The sequence below is a fragment of the Bacillus sp. LJBS06 genome (assembly GCF_016924995.1).
GTDB classification, from domain to species: Bacteria; Bacillota; Bacilli; order Bacillales; family Bacillaceae; genus Bacillus; species Bacillus stercoris.
In genome coordinates, this window is record NZ_CP070483.1 from 3,471,963 (window position 1) to 3,487,969 (window position 16,007).

Below are 16,007 nucleotides of genomic sequence, written 5' to 3' on the forward strand. Positions count from 1 at the left end.
CCGCCCTCTATTCTTCCGGACGCTATCCCGCCGTTTTATTTCACATACTTTTCTTTAATATTTTCCTTTATGGTGTTTACAGCATCATCCGCTGCTGTTTGTGTGGATTTTTTTCCTGAAGCTGCATCAAAAATCAAACTTTCCGCTCCTGTCCATACCTCAGCCATTTCTGGAATATTTGGAGTCGGCGTTGCTGTTTCATATTGTTTAATCACAGCTGACGTCAGTTCATTCTTTTGCTCATCAGCTTTCTTCCTTGCAGCAGTGTTGGCTGGAACTTCGTTTGTATCCTCATAAAAAGCGTAAGCATTGGCATCATTTGTAGCATACTCAATCCATTTTTCAGCCAACTCGGGTTCTTTTGTATATTTCGAGGCAACCCAGCCCTTCCCGCCGGCAAAAGGGGCGTATTCTTCTCCATTTGGCAATGTCGGAATGGGAGCTGCTCCGTAGTTCAATTTAGCTTCTTTATAGTTGGCAGCTGACCACGGTCCGCCAATGATCGCAGCCGCTTTGCCTTCTAAAAACATCTGTTGAATAAAGTCGTCTGCGCTTGAATTGTCTTGCATTCCTTTCGGCCAATAGGTTTTAAACCATTTCTCTGCATATTTCGCCGCTTCCACAGCCCCTTTGTTGTTCAGGCCGATGTCCCCGGAATCTGTGCCGTTTTTTCCAAATACATATCCGCCGTATCCAGCCAATAAGCCGTACGACATATAAAAGTCAGTCCATTTTGCTAAAAATCCGGTTGATTTTCCTTTTTCCGAAGCAAACGCGAATCGAGGATCCTCCATTAACTTTTCAAGGTCTTTAAATGTTTTGGGTGCTGTTTTTAAAAGATCTTTGTTGTAATACAAAATAAGTGTCTCAATGACTAGCGGCATTCCGTACACTTTGCCGTCAACTGTCACCTGCTGCATTTCTTTCTCTCCAAAGCTCTTTGTATGAGAGGGCTTAATGTCGAGCAAATGCCCCTGCTGTCCCAAACCGCCGATCCGGTCATATGCAGCAAGCATAACATCAGGCGCGTTACCCGCCGGGCCATCAAGGGGAAGCGCTTCCAACTGTTCGAACATTTGCTTTTCAACAATTTTGACTGTGACATCATTCTCTTTTTCAAACTTTGCTTTGATGCTTTCAATGTATTCTTTATACGTTTCCTCGACAGACACAGTCAGCACCTTTTTGCCATCAGCGCTTGCTGGATTTTTTGAACTTGAGCAGGCGGCAAGGCTGATTGCCAGAAATGATGCCGCCAATATGGCGAACCCCTTTTTAAAAAGAATCATCTCTTTTCCCCCTTCTATTTACGAAACTATAACAATTGTATTGTCCTGAAGAAAGCGGTTACAACAGCTTTCGATTTGTTACCGATAACAGAATGTTATACTGGGGCGGCAGCACTCAAAATCAAAAATTCCCCCGGCTGAACGGCAATGACGTCGTGATGATGAAGCGGCTGCTCTGTCCATGCATCGCAGATTTTCTTATTCCTTTCAATATTCAATTCTCGTAAACTGACGTGTTGAACCGCATTCCCCTGATTAAAGAAATAAATCAGTATTTTTTCATCGAGAGTCCGCGAAAAGCTCATAAAATCATTTTTGTCATCCAGCAGATTCCACTCAAGATGTCCTTCAGTCAACAAAGTGTTTTCCTGCTTGCGTAAAGCAATTAACCGTTTCATAAATCGCAGCATGTCCTGGTTTTGCTTTTCCGTTTCCCAAACCATACATTTCCGGCATAATGGATCATTTTCGCCGTCCAGCCCGATTTCCGTTCCGTAATAGATGCATGGTGAGCCTGTCTGGGCAAACATAAAGGCCAGCAACGCGCGAGCTTTCTTCTCATCATTGCGGCATCTGGTCAAAAGGCGCTTTGTATCATGGCTATCCAGTAAATTAAACATCACCTCATTGGCCTGCTTCATCCCATTCATCAAATGTGCATTGACACGGTGGGCCATACGTGAGGCTGGGATCGTCTGGTCAGCAAAGTATTCATTCATAGGTTCTGTAAAAGGGTAGTTCATCACCGCATGAAATTCATCCCCTCTAAGCCAGGGTTCAGCAGAATGCCAGATCTCACCTAAAATATAAACATCAGGCTTTTCTGCTGATACAGCCTTCCTGAATGTCTTCCAAAACACGTGATCCACTTCATTTGCGACATCCAAACGCCAGCCGTCAATGTCAAATTCCCGAATCCAGTACAAAGCAATATCAAGCAAATATTTCTGCACCTCGGGATTCGCCGTGTTTAGCTTCGGCATATCAGCTGTAAAAGCAAACCTGTCATAATTGTCTTCTGTGACAGGAAAAGAGTGAATATGGAACCAGTCTTTATAGCGGGATTGAGCTCCGTTTTTGAGGACATCCTGCCATTGCGGAGATGCGCTTCCTATATGGTTAAAAACCGCATCTAGCATAATTCTCATCCCCCGCTGATGAAGCTGGCTGACCAATGTACGAAAAAGCTCGGGATCCCCAAAATGCGGATCAATAGAAAAGTAATCCAGCGTGTCGTATTTATGATTAGAAGGCGCGGAAAAGATCGGCGTCAGATAAATGCCGTTCACCCCTAAATCCTCTAAATAATCAAGCTTGTCAACAATCCCTTGCAAATCCCCTCCAAAAAAATCATTGACGTCCGGATCCTTGCTCCCCCACGGCAATGCATTCTTCGGTGACAAGTCTTCTCTTCCATTTGCAAAACGCTCCGGAAAAATTTGATACCAAACCGTTGACTTAACCCATTCAGGCGCTTGAAATGTATCAGCCTCATGAACAAATGGAAATTTAAAATAATAATGGATCGTCTCCAATGTTTTTTCGTTATAAGGGCATACACCCGAGCTTCCGAAAAAGATGTCTTCATGATCGGCTGCTACAACAAACGCATATTGTAAACGCCTAAATGGCGGCACCACTTCAGCAAACCAATAGTCATGCACGTCTGTTGCGGCAATTTTCTTCATCGGCTGCTCGTTTGCCGACCAGCTGCCGTCGTTGTACTCATAGGGATCACCCCAAATGACGCGAATGTGATCTGCATCATCTTTTTTCGTCCGAATCTTGATATGCACTGTCCGCCCATCATAAGAATAAGCATCAGTACTGAATGGCTGATGGTGAATCGCTGCATATTCCATCATGTCTCCCCCTTTGATTTCCGTGTTATTGAAGCCGGCTCATAGTTTGAAAGTATCATGACGGAATAGCAGGAACAATCCTTTTCCCCCTGTTACCGATAACAGAATAAGGGCTTACAGCGTTGATTCTCGTACAATTAACTCTGGTTCAAAAAATAGGCTTCCTTGAGCTGCACCGTCTTCATTCATTTTTTTCAGCAACATTTTCGCACAGGCTTCTCCCATTTCAACAACAGGCTGTCTGACCGTAGTCAACCGCGGTGAGGAGATGCGATCAAGAAACACACCGTCATTCCCGGTAACCGCCACATCTTCTGGAATTCGCTTTCCAAGCGATTGTGCCGCACGAATGACGCCGAGCGCGATTCGATCAGATGCGCAGACAAATGCCGCCTGATTGTCCATGGATGTCAGCAGTTCTCTTGCAAGGCCTTCACTTTTCGTAGAACTGTTGTCAACCCGAAACATATTCGTCTTTTTAAAGCTTTCATTCATTGCCCGTATATACCCCTGTTCTCTTGCACGTTCGAAAGGCTCATCTAAATCAATGCCAAAAAAGACCACTTCCCGCTCACCCAGCCCCATCACATGGCGGGTTGCCATAAAAGTGCCTTTCTCGTTATTCACATCGATAAAGTCATAGCCCATTTCATTTTGCCCGAATACGACGAGCGGCTTCTCAAACGCTTTTATTACACCTTCAAAATCAGTCCTTCTCAAGCCGGTAGCAATAATGCCGTCACATTGGCCAATATTGAGAGAATTTCTTGTCACAAGCTGGAGAGCATAGTGATTGCGATCCAGCTCCCTGCTGATTCCTGTCAGCAGGTTCATGTAATATGGTTCTGTCGTATCCATTTCCTCAAGAATCAATAGTTTTACAACCTGTGTTCTGTTTTGCACGAGCGCTCTTGCCGCATAATTAGGGATGTAATTCAGCTCTTTCATCGCAGAATGAACAAGCTTTTTCAATTCATCTGTCACCGTCTCAGGGTGATTGATCACTCGTGATACCGTCATTTTCGAAACATTAGCTTTTTTTGCCACATCTGACAACGTTGCCATTTTCATCCCCTCCTTATCTGTGCTTATTATCCAAACTAGTGAAAAAGTCCTCTTTTACTGCTAAATATACCATGCAGGCAAAAGAGAAATAAAAAAGAGATTTCCTTCTGGAAACCTCACATTGTTAAAAAACTCGATTTTTAATACATTCTCTGCCCGGCAATTAGACCAAATACGCTATTCACAATAAAGGATCTTTTTAAATTTCCGTCCACTTTTTCTCTAAAATCGGATAAGAATAATTTTGCATTTGCTCAATTAACTCATCCGGCCGTGACGAGCTGTGAAGCAGTTTTAGGTGCGAGTCGTTAGAAAACCCTTCTTGTATACTGTATTTCACCATTTTCATCATCGGTTCAAAATATCCGTTTACATTGTACAGTCCGATTGGTTTTTGGTGGATGCCAATCTGTGCCCAGCAAAGCACTTCAAATAATTCTTCATATGTACCGAACCCTCCCGGCATCGAGATAAAGCCGTCCGCCAGCTCGCTCATTTTAGCCTTTCGTTCATGCATCCCGTTTACTTCAATCAGCTCAGTCAGGTTTTGATGAACAACTTCTCCGCTGAACAAACCGCTCGGCATGACCCCGATTGCAGTTCCGCCGTTTTCCATAATCGCGTCAGCAATCGTGCCCATCAAGCCTACGCGGGAGCCCCCATAGACAAGCCCGATTCCCTGCTCAGCCATGTACGTGCCAAGCTCTGCCGCTTTTCTTTTATACGCTTCATTTCCCCCTGGGTTTGACCCTGCAAATACACAAATGGTTTTCATCTTGTCATCTCCGCATCTATATATCGTGTTAAATATCCCGAAAGACACTATATATTGTCCCATCTTCATGTGATAATATCAATATGAAATACATAAAGAATGCAGGAGTGATGATGTTGCAGCTGGCTGATGCAGAAAAATGGATGAAAGAGTTTTACGAAAAAAGAGGCTGGACAGAATACGGGCCGTTTATTCGGGTCGGCTTTTTAATGGAGGAAGCCGGAGAACTGGCCCGGGCTGTGAGGGCGTATGAAATTGGCAGAGACCGGCCGGATGAGAAAGAATCGTCACGCGCTGAGAAAAAACAAGAATTGATCGAAGAAATGGGAGATGTCATCGGAAATATCGCCATTCTTGCTGATATGTATGGTGTCTCTTTAGAAGACGTCATGAAGGCCCACCAAGAAAAACTGACAAAACGATTTGAGCATGCATGAAAAAAGCGGCCGCAATGGCCGCTTTTTTTAACCTGTGATTTCATCATGGTGATCAAAGAAATGCTGTTTTCCTATTTTGTGAAAAAGGCCTGTTTTATGCAGCAGCTCCTTCGGCTGCGATTGTAATCCTACAATCATCAGCTTTCCATTGTGGCGCTTAATTCGATTCATAATGTTCCCTAGCACCGCTTCAGCTGACGTATCCATATAGTGCACCTTATTCATGAGCAGGATGAGGGTTTTCGGTTTTTTCTGTACATGCTCCAGCAATGACGATTCAAGGGAATCAATTGATCCGAAAAACAGCGGCCCTTCTATTGCATACATGCTGACAGATGGATCTTCTCTCTTCCCCAGAACAGGATGCGATTCCTGATTGTGGATGCGGGTCGCTTCGCTCATTCTTCTGATAAAGAACACGAATGCAAGCAGCAATCCGGTTGCCACACCGATGATTAAGTCAAACAGAACTGTGAGGGCGAAGGTCGCCGCCAAAATAAAGGAATCAGCGTTTTTCAGTCTCAGCATATTTGCGACTTCCTTGCGCTCACTCATATTCCACGCGACCACCATGAGAATCGGTGCCATACTGGCAAGCGGCACATGGGAGGCATAAGGCGCGAATACAAGCAGGACAAGGAGAACGACTACACCGTGAACGACGCCGGAAACAGGGGAAACCGCTCCGTTTTTTATATTGGTCGCCGTTCTTGCAATCGCTCCTGTAGCCGGGATTCCGCCAAACAAGGGCGCTGCCATATTCGCAATCCCCTGGCCGACAAGCTCTTTGTTGCTGTCATGCTTTGAGCCCTTCATGTTATCAGCGACCATTGCCGACAAAATCGACTCAAGTCCTCCAAGAAGCGCGATGACAAGCGCTGCCGGAAACATCATGACCATTTTATCCAGAGTAAGCTCAGGAAACTGAAATTCAGGCAAATGGCGGGGGATTTCTCCATAAGTTGACCCGATTGTTGCCATGCGGTCAGGGAAAAAGACAACCGCGACCACTGTGGAAATAAGAAGCGCCAACAAAGCGCCCGGCACTTTAGGCATCACTTTGGCGGATACAAGCAAAATGACAAGCCCGATCACAGCTGTCAAAATGGCATACACGTTAAAGGTGCCGAGCTGCTGCACAATTTCAAACATGTTGTGATGAAAGTTCTCATGTTTTTCAACATTTCTCAATCCGAGAAAATTAGCGATTTGTTCCGTAAAGATCAGCACGGCAATTCCGGCTGTAAAACCGACGATAACGGGTTTCGGCACGAATTTCATTATTTTTCCGAGCTTAAACAGCCCGAACAGCACCAGCATCACTCCTGCCATAAACCCCGCAATCAGCAGATTTTCCAAGCCATACTGCATGATAATGCCGAAAAGAATCGGGACAAAGGCACCCGTCGGACCGCCAATTTGATATTTAGATCCTCCAAACAAAGAAATACAAATCCCAGCTATAACAACAGTGTATAGCCCATATTCAGGCTCGACTCCCGAGGCAATGGCAAACGCCATCCCTAATGGAATTGCCACGACACCTACTACGATACCTGCAATTAAATCTTTCTGAAATTTCTGCAAATTGTATCCCTTGAATCTCCCTGAGAATCGCATATTTTGCTATAACCTCCCTTATAAATGTGTGTTTATGAGCTCAGTTTCATAACCGTTAATGACCACATCTAGTTTTCCTGTTTCAGGATGAATGACAAGCCCGTGTACCGGCACCTTTTTCGGCAGCAACGGATGGTTCTTGATCAGATTCACACTGTGGGAAACGCTTTCTTCCACGCTGTGAAAGCCGGTCAGCCACGTTTTCAAATCAAGTCCGGCGCTCGTCAGCAAATTCAGGCAGCTTTCCTCTACTCCGCGTTCCTTTGCTTTCTCAAGAATTGAGGAAGCATTCAGTCCTGACATTCCACATTCATGATGGCCGACAATGCACACCTCTTCAGCCTGCAATTCATAAATCGCAACCAGTATGCTTCGCATCACGCTTCCAAATGGGTGAGAAACGATGGCTCCCGCGTTTTTTACAATTTTAGCATCACCGTTTTTAAGCCCCATTGCTTGCGGAAGAAGTTCTGTAAGCCTTGTATCCATACAGGTGACAATGACGAGCTTTTTTGAAGGAAACTTAGTCGTTTTGTACGGTTCATACTTCTTCTCTCTGACAAACCGCTGATTGTGTTCCAAAATTGATGTTAAAGAAACCATTTGATTCATCTCCCATCCATATAATTTTGCAAGCCTTCTTCCCCAGCTTACAGTAAGGAATTATAGCATAGGAATACACCGCGAAAAGGCTTTCAAAAAAAGACACTATAATTGGACTGTAGAATCAAAACATAAACATTTATATCTTTCAAAGATAATAAAATTTATATTTATTGAATCCTATAATCTGGCTCCAACTCGATATTGATGATTTGTCTGACAAAAAATATAGGTGAATTCTGATAATTAAAAAACTTTTTTAAGCGAATTTAGCTGTCCGACCTCCATTTTAAGTTCAAAAGAACCAGAAATTAAAATGGACGCAGCCATATTTTTAACATCTATTTATTTCCGATATAATAAAATGGACAACAGCCATAAAGGGGGAGCCTTGTTGAAACCATTTGTATTTATCACAAAACCGATTCCTGAAGAGATTGAAGCATTCATCGGTGAACATTGCCGTTATGAAGTATGGCAGGAGGATACGCTTCCGAGTGATGTGCTATTTGAGAAATTAAAAGATGCGGAAGGGCTTTTAACGTCAGGAACGTCCGGACCGTCAATCAATCGTGAATTGCTGGAACACGCGCCAAAGCTCAAAGTGGTCAGCAACCAATCAGTAGGCTACGATAACTTCGATATAGAAGCAATGAAAGAAAGAGGAGTCGTCGGCACTCATACACCTTATACACTGGATGACACAGTAGCAGATCTGGCCTTTTCTTTGATTCTGTCTTCTGCCAGACGTGTTGCCGAACTGGACCGTTTTGTCAGAGCGGGAAAATGGGGAACCGTTGAAGAGGAAGCGCTTTTCGGCATTGACGTTCATCATCAAACGTTAGGCATTATCGGCATGGGCAGAATTGGCGAACAAGCAGCGAGACGCGCCAAATTTGGTTTTGATATGGAAGTGCTTTATCATAACCGCCATCGCAAACAAGAAACAGAAGACAGCATCGGCGTTAAGTACGCTGAGCTTGATACATTGCTAGAGCAATCTGATTTTATTCTGCTCATTACGCCGCTAACAGATGAAACGTACCATATGATAGGCGAACGTGAATTTAAGATGATGAAGGATTCAGCAATTTTCGTCAATATTTCCCGGGGAAAGACAGTTGATGAAAAAGCGCTGATTCGCGCCCTTCAGGAAGGCTGGATCAGAGGAGCCGGCTTAGACGTATACGAAAAAGAGCCTGTTACCCAAGATAACCCGCTCTTACAGTTGGATAATGTCACTTTGCTTCCTCACATTGGTTCAGCAACAGCTAAAGTGCGCTTCAACATGTGCAAACAGGCTGCCGAAAATATGATCGCAGCCATTCAAGGACAAACACCGAAAAATCTCACAAGAGAATTTCAATAAATCAAAAATCCGGTCTGATACAGACCGGATTTTATATTACATACGCTGAAGAACAGCACGCTTATAAATATGGCGGGTAACGATATAATAAACAGCCTGGAACACAAAATAAATGAAGATAACAATTACTGCCTCAAAAAATAAGTTGGAATTCAGCATATTGCTTAACGCAGCATACGCAAAGCCGGCGTGAATTGTGCCCGCAATAAATGGGATGAAGAACAAAAATCCAATTTGCTTTCCAAGGATCGAGTGAATCTCTCTGTCCGTAATTCCCATTCTCTTTAATGCTAAAACTTGCACTCTTGTATCTTCTATTTCTGTAAACATCCGCAAATACAGCATGCTTCCTTGCACGATAAAAAACAGCACGCTGACAAACAGACCAATAAACAGCATTAATGCAACTCCCTGCTTCACGATTTGATAGCTTGGAGCACGCGTTTGAAAATCAGATGTATGTTCTTTCGGCACCATGTTTTCAAGCTTTTCAGAGACATCCACCGTCTCCTGCCAATTCTCAAGCTCATAACCTACCACTCTCATCTGTTCCTTCAGCGGCACATTCTGTGTCAGACTGTCAAAGCTCTTTTCGCTGACGACCAATAAACGGCTGACTCCATCGACTGACATCAATATCCCTTTGTTTTGCTGCTTTTTCATTGTGTAGGAAAGTGTTTTTCCTGACTTCATATGAAATGCCGCTGTTTCCCCTTCTCCAAATGTGTCTTTCACCATCATTTGAAAAGGAACATTAATAAATGCTTCATTTTCTTGTAAATGAATAACTGGAAGCCCTTTTTCCTTTGCGACTAGATTATAGATATTTGCTGGAATCAGCAAGGCTTCCGTTTCTGTTTTCTTGTTTCCATACGGCAAATCTGATTGGAAAGTGACCGGAATCCCTGTTGTATCCACCTTATACTTGATAACAGCATGAGCTTTTTTCAATGTATGTTCAGCCGTCTCAGGCTTCATGACCTGAAATCGCGACGCGTCTTTTTCCACCCAGGAAACAGACTGAGGAATGCTTTGCTCCTCCTGCGTTTGTAAATCGGAATAAAACATATAGATGACACCTGTAGCTGTGAGTATGACCGCCGTAATGACAGAGGTTAAAAACAGCATGCGTGCATGATCCTTCAGCCTGAATATCATGTTGGAACGCACAATAATATTCGTGCCTTTATAGAAGCTGTTTTTCTTTCTGTACAGCATGCGGAAGAACGCCACACTGCTTTGGGTAAAAAAGAAATACGTCCCGATTAATACTAAGATCAAAATTGGAAAGACACGAAACATCATGTCGATCGCATTGGCTGTTGCAGATAAGTAATAACCGCTGCCAAGACAAAGCAAAGACAGCACAGTGAGCCATTTCGAATAGACCGGCAGGCTTTTCGGCTTTTGGGCCGATTTAATCAGTTCAATGATTTCCAGCTTCCGAATCCGCCCCAGTGATAAAATGAGCAGCGTCTGAAACAGGATGAGAAAGCCGACAGCTGTCATCACAAACGCTTTCGGTACAATGGCAAACGAAATCGGCACCTTCACGCTGAGCATCCATGTCATGATCATAAAAAACAGTTTTGAAAATAAAAGACCTGCTCCAATGCCGGCCGCAATCGCTGCAAGAGAAATGAGTGATTGCTCATAATAAATCATCTTGCGAAGCTGCTGCTTTGATGTGCCAAACAGCGTCAGCAGGCCAAACTCTTTCTTTCTTGCCTGCAAAAAAGCCGAATTGGAATATGTGATGAAAAATATACAAAACACAATGATGACGACAAGAGCTGCACTCAAGCATGTTTTGACAAGGCTTCCGCCATATATATTGTCTTCATTGACATCAGGATGAAAAATAAAAGATGTGAAGACAAAAAACACTGAAACGGCAAACACACAGCTTAAAAAGTAGGCGACATATCGTTGCAGATTCCCAAGAATGTTTTTACGGGCGATGGTTCTCAAATTCATGAAAATCGCCTCCCAACACACTCAAGGTATCCAATATACTTTGATAAAACACCTGCCTGTTTGTTCCTCTGTGAATCTCTGAAAAGAAACGTCCGTCTTTAATAAACACAATCCGTTTACAGAAGCTTGCCGCTGTAGCATCATGCGTAACCAATAAAATCGTCGCTTCCTTTTCTTCATTCAGCTGAGCCAGTGTGTTCATCACTTGCTTTGCCGATTTTGAGTCGAGGTTTCCTGTCGGTTCATCTGCAAGAATGAGGGCCGGATTGTGAATAATCGCTCTGGCACAGGCTGCCCGCTGCTGCTGCCCGCCCGACACCTCGTATGTCCGGTGGTCAAGAATATGCTTGATTTGCAGCGTATCCGCCAGTTCATCCAAACGGGCTTCCATTTCTCTCAACTTTATCTTATCCAATGCGAGCGGCAAGAGAATATTTTCACGTATCGTCAGCGTATCAAGCAGATTAAAGTCCTGAAAGACAAAACCGAGTTCTCTTCTGCGAAACATAGCCAGGTCCTGATCCTTTAACGTTTTCGGCTGAATGCCGTTGATCATCATCTCGCCCTGCGTCGGCTTATCAATGGTAGCCAGCAAATTCAGGAGCGTGGTTTTTCCGCTTCCAGACGGCCCCATAATCCCGACAAATTCTCCTTTTGCCACACTGAGATCAAAGCCGCTGAGCGCTTGATATGAGATTGTCCCTTTATTTGAATAGTACGTTTTCGATAGGTTCGTTGTTTGCAACACGTTCATGTTTTGCTCCTCCTTTTTCTTTATTATAAAAAGGAAGTCAGCATCCTCCCATCGAACTTTCTTGCAATTCCGCTCCCCAACCTTACAATGCTGTCACATTCGCGAGGGTGTCACTTGAAAACACGATGGTCATCACAGTGCCAGCCCCTTCTTTTGATTCCGCATACAGCTTATGGCCGAGACGGCTGCACACCTGTTTTGCTAAATAAAGGCCCATTCCAGTTGCCTCTTTCATGGTTCGTCCGTTTTCTCCGGTAAAAAACGCGTCAAAAATCCGCGGCAGATCCTGCGGTGGTATACCGATGCCTTCATCAGCAACCGACAGGCGCGTCTCATGTCCCTGTGTTTCAATCCGGATTGTAATAGGGTCTCCCACACCTTGCTTTGAATATTTTAAAGCGTTGAAAAGGATTTGCTCGACAACAAAGGAAAGCCACTTTTGATCACTGGAAATCTGAACGGCATTTGGCGGCACATGTAATGTTGGAAAAAGGCGCCGTTTAATAAACTGACGTTTTTCCTGATTGATCAGTGAACGAACCATTTCGGCCAAATCAAAGGTTTGCGGCTTTACATCAAAGGCGAATTCCTCCAGCCGGGCCGTTTGCAGCATCATATCAAGACCGTGGCGAAATCTCTCATTCTCATCCTCCAGCTCCTCTAAAAACGTCGGAAAAGAGGGTGCGGTTCCGCTTTTTCCTTCCTGAATCATTAAGGAAATGACGGATACCGGTGTTTTCATATGGTGGACCCATTGATTGGTGAAGGTATAATGCTGCTTTTGCTGATTGATATATTGTGAGAGCCTGCTTTCGTATTGCTGCCCGAGCGCGTTGATCATTTTCGTCCAAAGCCCTTGCTCTCCTGTTCTTGGCTTTCGGGCTTTCAAAGACTGTCCGATGTCATTTGCAGCAGACGCTTGTTCTGCAAGCTTTTTGACATAGGTGAGAAAGGAATATTGCCGGACGTAATCAGCTGCAAAACCGGCAGCTAGAAGAACACCAGGCAAAATCCATATATACACCATATTTTCTTTAGATGGTTCTGCGCCGCTCTCTATGATGCTTAAATACGCAATCAGCATGCTGGCCCCTATCCCTAATAATGAAAATAGTATAATGGCGAAACGGTCGATGAGATACGTCTTTAACACTCCGCTTCATCCTTCCGATTGACTTGAAATTGATAGCCTTGTCCTCTGATTGTTGAAATACAATCTTTCAGTCCGGCATTCTCCAGTTTTCTCCGCAGCCGGTTGACATTGACCGTTAACGTGTTGTCATCGACAAAATCAACGTCATCCCATAACGCCTCCAATAGCACATCACGGGAGACAATTTTTTTATGCTCCCTCACAAAAATCGAGAGAAGCTGGAATTCTTTTTGGGAAAACAAAATCCGGACACTGTTCCACTCCGCTTCATTCTGATCAGGATAAATCGTCAGCCCGCCAAGTTCCACTATTCTTGATTCCTGCGGCAAAGAGGGCGAATATTCACCATATGTGCGGCGCAGGACGCTTTTGATTTTGGCCATCACTACCTCTAGATGGAACGGCTTTGTGATATAATCATCGCCGCCATTTTCAATCGCCATTACCTGATTCAGCTCATCGGTCCGTGCTGATATAAAGATAATCGGCGCATTAGAAATCGTACGTATTTGCCTGCACCAATAAAACCCGTCAAAAAAAGGCAGGTTGATGTCAAGCAGGACAAGATCAGGCTTCATTTCTGCAAATTCCAATTTTATATCATTCAGCTGTTCAGCAATTTTTACTTCATATCCGTATTTTTGAAGATGACCGCCCAGCAAAGAAGCAATCCGCTCATCATCTTCCACAAGCAAAATCTGATACACGTTGATCCCCCTTATATGTACATCACGATGATTTTTCTAGAAGATTCCAAAATTATTATAGCATGTGCAGAATAGTAAATCGGTCTTTTTCTTTTCGTTATGATAGAATGGTATAGGTAAAATTTTCATAATAGGCAGGTGTCGTGATGAAGAAAATCATGCTGTTTCTGGCCATTACGTCAATTCTTTCAGCATGTCAGCCCAACTATACCGGGAAATACATAGAAATTGGAGATACACTAACTGACTATACCAAAGAGTGCTTTAAAGAGAATGAAATTCCTTATAAATACGAAAAGGGAAAACTGTATATCCCTGAAGACGCATTTGATACAGCAATCTACACTTGCTCATAAGAAAAAGCTTGCAGATAACCTGCAAGCTTTTTACGTTACAAAAAATGAGTATTTAATTTCTCTTCAAATTCTGAAGGGCCGATATCCCTTTTTTGAATGTCACCGCCGTTTTCATGAATCGTGAAATGGCGGTCTGACATGACCATCCTTCCGCTCGGTGTCAGCTTTGAGGCAAGCGGTGATTTGTTAAAAGGAGATTTTTCATGAGAGTGAATCATGTCCTTCATGTTATCTAAATCACAGAGATCGCTCTCTTCAAGGGTAAAGGCGTACCCAATTTGCCAGCCTTCTCCTTTGTCCATCAGCAGCACATGGCTGCCCATTTCTGTCTCTTCTTTTTTGATTCGGAATGACCCGACTGGTGACTGTACCGTTTCTCCGGAAATCGGTATCGGCTGAAGCGCCAGGTTGATGCCGAAGCCAATATCAACGAGGTAATCGCCGTTTTCCACAGACAGCAATACAGCAGCATGCGTCCCTTCTAGCGCCCATCCCTCTTGATTGCCTGCATAAACCGTTCCCCGAATGAGCTTCACATGAAACCCGGCCTCACGCAAGACAAAATAAAGGAAGCCATTTAAATCGTAGCATAGGCCGCCGTGCTGTTCTTTGACCAGACGGCGCCATAGATCTTCTTTTGTTACCCTATAATTCTCTTTTGCAAGTACGGCGCGGTTTTCAAATGGAAAACGGTATGCCATTGCTTTGAGAAAAAGGGGAAGATCGCCGAAGCTGACATGGTCTTTCTCCCAGCCGATTTTCTGAAAGCAGTCTTTTAGAAAGTCACTCATTTTTATCACCTAAACTTCTTCTTGAACGTAAGCAGCCAGCTTCTCCAGCGCCTCTTGTTCATCTTCTCCCTGGGCAATCAAGGTAACCTCAGTGCCTGTGCTTACCGCCAGGCTCATCAGCCCCATGATGCTTTTGGCGTTTACTTTTTTCCCATCCTTCTCAAGAAACACATCTGACGTAAACCGGTTTGCTTCTTGTACAAACAAAGCAGCAGGACGTGCTTGCAGTCCTGTCTTTAATCGAACTTCCACTTTCTGTTGAACCATAAGATCTCCCCTTTTCTTTACGGTTATTTTAAAGTGACGGTTTGCCCTGTCCGCAGCTGTTCTGCGATTTCGTCAAGTTTTCTCAGCCTGTGATTGATCCCTGACTTGCTGATTTTCCCGCTTGCTACCATTTCCCCCAGCTCTTTCAGCGTCACTTCCTGATAGTCAATCCGCAGCTGCGCGATTTCCCGAAGTTTTTCAGGAAGCGCCTCCAGGCCGATTCTTTCATCGATGTATTTAATATTTTCCACCTGTCTCAGCGAAGCGCCGATCGTTTTGTTTAAGTTGGCTGTTTCACAATTGACGAGGCGGTTGACCGAATTTCTCATGTCCCGAACGATTCTGACATCCTCAAATCGCAGAAGCGAGTTGTGAGCGCCGATTACGTTCAGAAACTCTGTAATCTTTTCAGCCTCTTTTAAATAGGTGATGTAGCCTTTTTTCCGTTCAAGCGTTTTGCTGTTTAACTGAAACTCATTTAATAGGTCACATAATGAATCGTTATGCTCCTTATAAAGAGAGAAGATTTCTAAATGATATGAGGAGGTTTCCGGGTTATTGACCGAACCTCCTGCTAAAAATGCTCCTCTCATATAAGAACGCTTGCAGCATCTCTTTTTGACCAGCTCTTTCGAAATACTTCGTTCAAACACAAAATTTTCCCCGAGTATTTTTAAATCCTCTAAGATCGCTTTTGCATTTTCTGAAAAACGCACAATATAGACGTTGTTCTTTTTCAGCCGCATTTTCTTTCTGACCAGCAGCTCGACCGACACGTCATATTGTTTTTTCAGCAATGTATAGATGCGGCGGGCAATCGCCGCGTTTTCGGTTTGAACATCGAGTACGAGATGGCGGTTTGTAAATGATAAAGCTCCATTCATCCGGATGAGTGCAGACAGCTCGGCGTTAATGCAGCAGTCTTTCACTTCCAGATTGGTTAATTCTTTTTTTGTTTCTGATGCAAATGACATATAGCCAC

16 protein-coding genes are annotated in these 16,007 nt (G+C 43.9%); 3 read left to right on the forward strand and 13 right to left on the reverse strand.

Annotated elements, in window-relative coordinates; genetic code table 11:
- Nucleotides 1-35: 35 nt before the first annotated feature.
- The 4 genes from mdxE to JQX68_RS17710 all read right to left on the reverse strand — a co-directional run bounded on the left by mdxE (nucleotide 36) and on the right by JQX68_RS17710 (nucleotide 4,991).
- Nucleotides 36-1,289 (reverse strand): maltodextrin ABC transporter substrate-binding protein MdxE, encoded by a 1,254-nt coding sequence (gene mdxE, locus JQX68_RS17695; RefSeq protein ID WP_014665477.1) that lies wholly within the window; start codon nucleotides 1,287-1,289, stop codon nucleotides 36-38.
- 95 nt (nucleotides 1,290-1,384) lie between these two features.
- Nucleotides 1,385-3,154, reverse strand: a complete 1,770-nt coding sequence (mdxD, locus tag JQX68_RS17700; RefSeq protein ID WP_205440366.1) for a maltogenic alpha-amylase — start codon at nucleotides 3,152-3,154, stop codon at nucleotides 1,385-1,387.
- Nucleotides 3,155-3,265: 111 nt separating this feature from the next.
- Nucleotides 3,266-4,216 (reverse strand): LacI family DNA-binding transcriptional regulator, encoded by a 951-nt coding sequence (locus JQX68_RS17705; RefSeq protein ID WP_134975070.1) that lies wholly within the window; start codon nucleotides 4,214-4,216, stop codon nucleotides 3,266-3,268.
- Nucleotides 4,217-4,415: 199 nt separating this feature from the next.
- Nucleotides 4,416-4,991, reverse strand: a complete 576-nt coding sequence (locus JQX68_RS17710; protein WP_103749340.1) for an LOG family protein — start codon at nucleotides 4,989-4,991, stop codon at nucleotides 4,416-4,418.
- Between the two features lie 116 nt (nucleotides 4,992-5,107).
- Here JQX68_RS17710 and JQX68_RS17715 point away from each other — a divergent pair, with 116 nt between their 5' ends.
- Nucleotides 5,108-5,428, forward strand: a complete 321-nt coding sequence (locus tag JQX68_RS17715) for a MazG nucleotide pyrophosphohydrolase domain-containing protein (RefSeq protein ID WP_040081731.1) — start codon at nucleotides 5,108-5,110, stop codon at nucleotides 5,426-5,428.
- 27 nt (nucleotides 5,429-5,455) lie between these two features.
- Here the strand turns inward: JQX68_RS17715 and JQX68_RS17720 are convergent, their stop codons facing one another.
- Both JQX68_RS17720 and JQX68_RS17725 read right to left on the reverse strand, forming a co-directional pair.
- A complete protein-coding gene (locus JQX68_RS17720) occupies nucleotides 5,456-7,048 on the reverse strand; it encodes a SulP family inorganic anion transporter (RefSeq protein ID WP_147772569.1) in 1,593 nt (530 codons plus the stop codon).
- 18 nt (nucleotides 7,049-7,066) lie between these two features.
- Nucleotides 7,067-7,660, reverse strand: coding sequence for a beta-class carbonic anhydrase (locus tag JQX68_RS17725; protein WP_103749337.1), 594 nt, complete (start codon nucleotides 7,658-7,660; stop codon nucleotides 7,067-7,069).
- Nucleotides 7,661-8,042: 382 nt separating this feature from the next.
- Here JQX68_RS17725 and JQX68_RS17730 point away from each other — a divergent pair, with 382 nt between their 5' ends.
- On the forward strand, nucleotides 8,043-9,020 hold the full coding sequence (locus JQX68_RS17730; RefSeq protein ID WP_081483646.1) for a 2-hydroxyacid dehydrogenase: 978 nt from the start codon (nucleotides 8,043-8,045) through the stop codon (nucleotides 9,018-9,020).
- A 36-nt stretch (nucleotides 9,021-9,056) separates the two neighbouring features.
- Here the strand turns inward: JQX68_RS17730 and psdB are convergent, their stop codons facing one another.
- The 4 genes from psdB to psdR form a co-directional block, all read right to left on the reverse strand.
- On the reverse strand, nucleotides 9,057-10,997 hold the full coding sequence (gene psdB, locus JQX68_RS17735; protein WP_205440367.1) for a lantibiotic ABC transporter permease PsdB: 1,941 nt from the start codon (nucleotides 10,995-10,997) through the stop codon (nucleotides 9,057-9,059).
- Nucleotides 10,972-11,751, reverse strand: coding sequence for a lantibiotic ABC transporter ATP-binding protein PsdA (gene psdA / locus JQX68_RS17740; RefSeq protein ID WP_205440368.1), 780 nt, complete (start codon nucleotides 11,749-11,751; stop codon nucleotides 10,972-10,974). The genes psdB and psdA overlap by 26 nt, the downstream gene beginning before the upstream one ends.
- 82 nt (nucleotides 11,752-11,833) lie before the next feature.
- Entirely contained in the window at nucleotides 11,834-12,904 is a 1,071-nt protein-coding gene (gene psdS, locus JQX68_RS17745; RefSeq protein ID WP_205440369.1) for a two-component sensor histidine kinase PsdS, read from the reverse strand.
- Nucleotides 12,898-13,611 carry a two-component system response regulator PsdR gene (psdR, locus tag JQX68_RS17750; protein ID WP_014665488.1) on the reverse strand — a complete coding sequence of 238 codons (714 nt, stop codon included), beginning with the start codon at nucleotides 13,609-13,611 and terminating at the stop codon, nucleotides 12,898-12,900. Before psdR ends, psdS begins: the two co-directional genes overlap by 7 nt.
- Nucleotides 13,612-13,757: 146 nt before the next feature.
- On the opposite strand from psdR, the gene JQX68_RS17755 reads away from it, so the two are divergent.
- Entirely contained in the window at nucleotides 13,758-13,967 is a 210-nt protein-coding gene (locus JQX68_RS17755) for a hypothetical protein (protein WP_014665489.1), read from the forward strand.
- A 35-nt stretch (nucleotides 13,968-14,002) separates the two neighbouring features.
- On the opposite strand, the gene JQX68_RS17760 is transcribed toward JQX68_RS17755, so the two are convergent.
- Genes JQX68_RS17760 through whiA form a run of 3 tightly spaced genes read right to left on the reverse strand, consistent with a single transcriptional unit; the run spans nucleotide 14,003 to nucleotide 15,999 of the window.
- Nucleotides 14,003-14,767 (reverse strand): arylamine N-acetyltransferase family protein, encoded by a 765-nt coding sequence (locus JQX68_RS17760; RefSeq protein WP_205440370.1) that lies wholly within the window; start codon nucleotides 14,765-14,767, stop codon nucleotides 14,003-14,005.
- Nucleotides 14,768-15,025 (reverse strand): HPr family phosphocarrier protein, encoded by a 258-nt coding sequence (locus JQX68_RS17765; protein WP_003219835.1) that lies wholly within the window; start codon nucleotides 15,023-15,025, stop codon nucleotides 14,768-14,770.
- 23 nt (nucleotides 15,026-15,048) lie between these two features.
- A complete protein-coding gene (gene whiA / locus JQX68_RS17770; protein ID WP_003243775.1) occupies nucleotides 15,049-15,999 on the reverse strand; it encodes a DNA-binding protein WhiA in 951 nt (316 codons plus the stop codon).
- Between the last annotated feature and the right edge of the window lie 8 nt (nucleotides 16,000-16,007).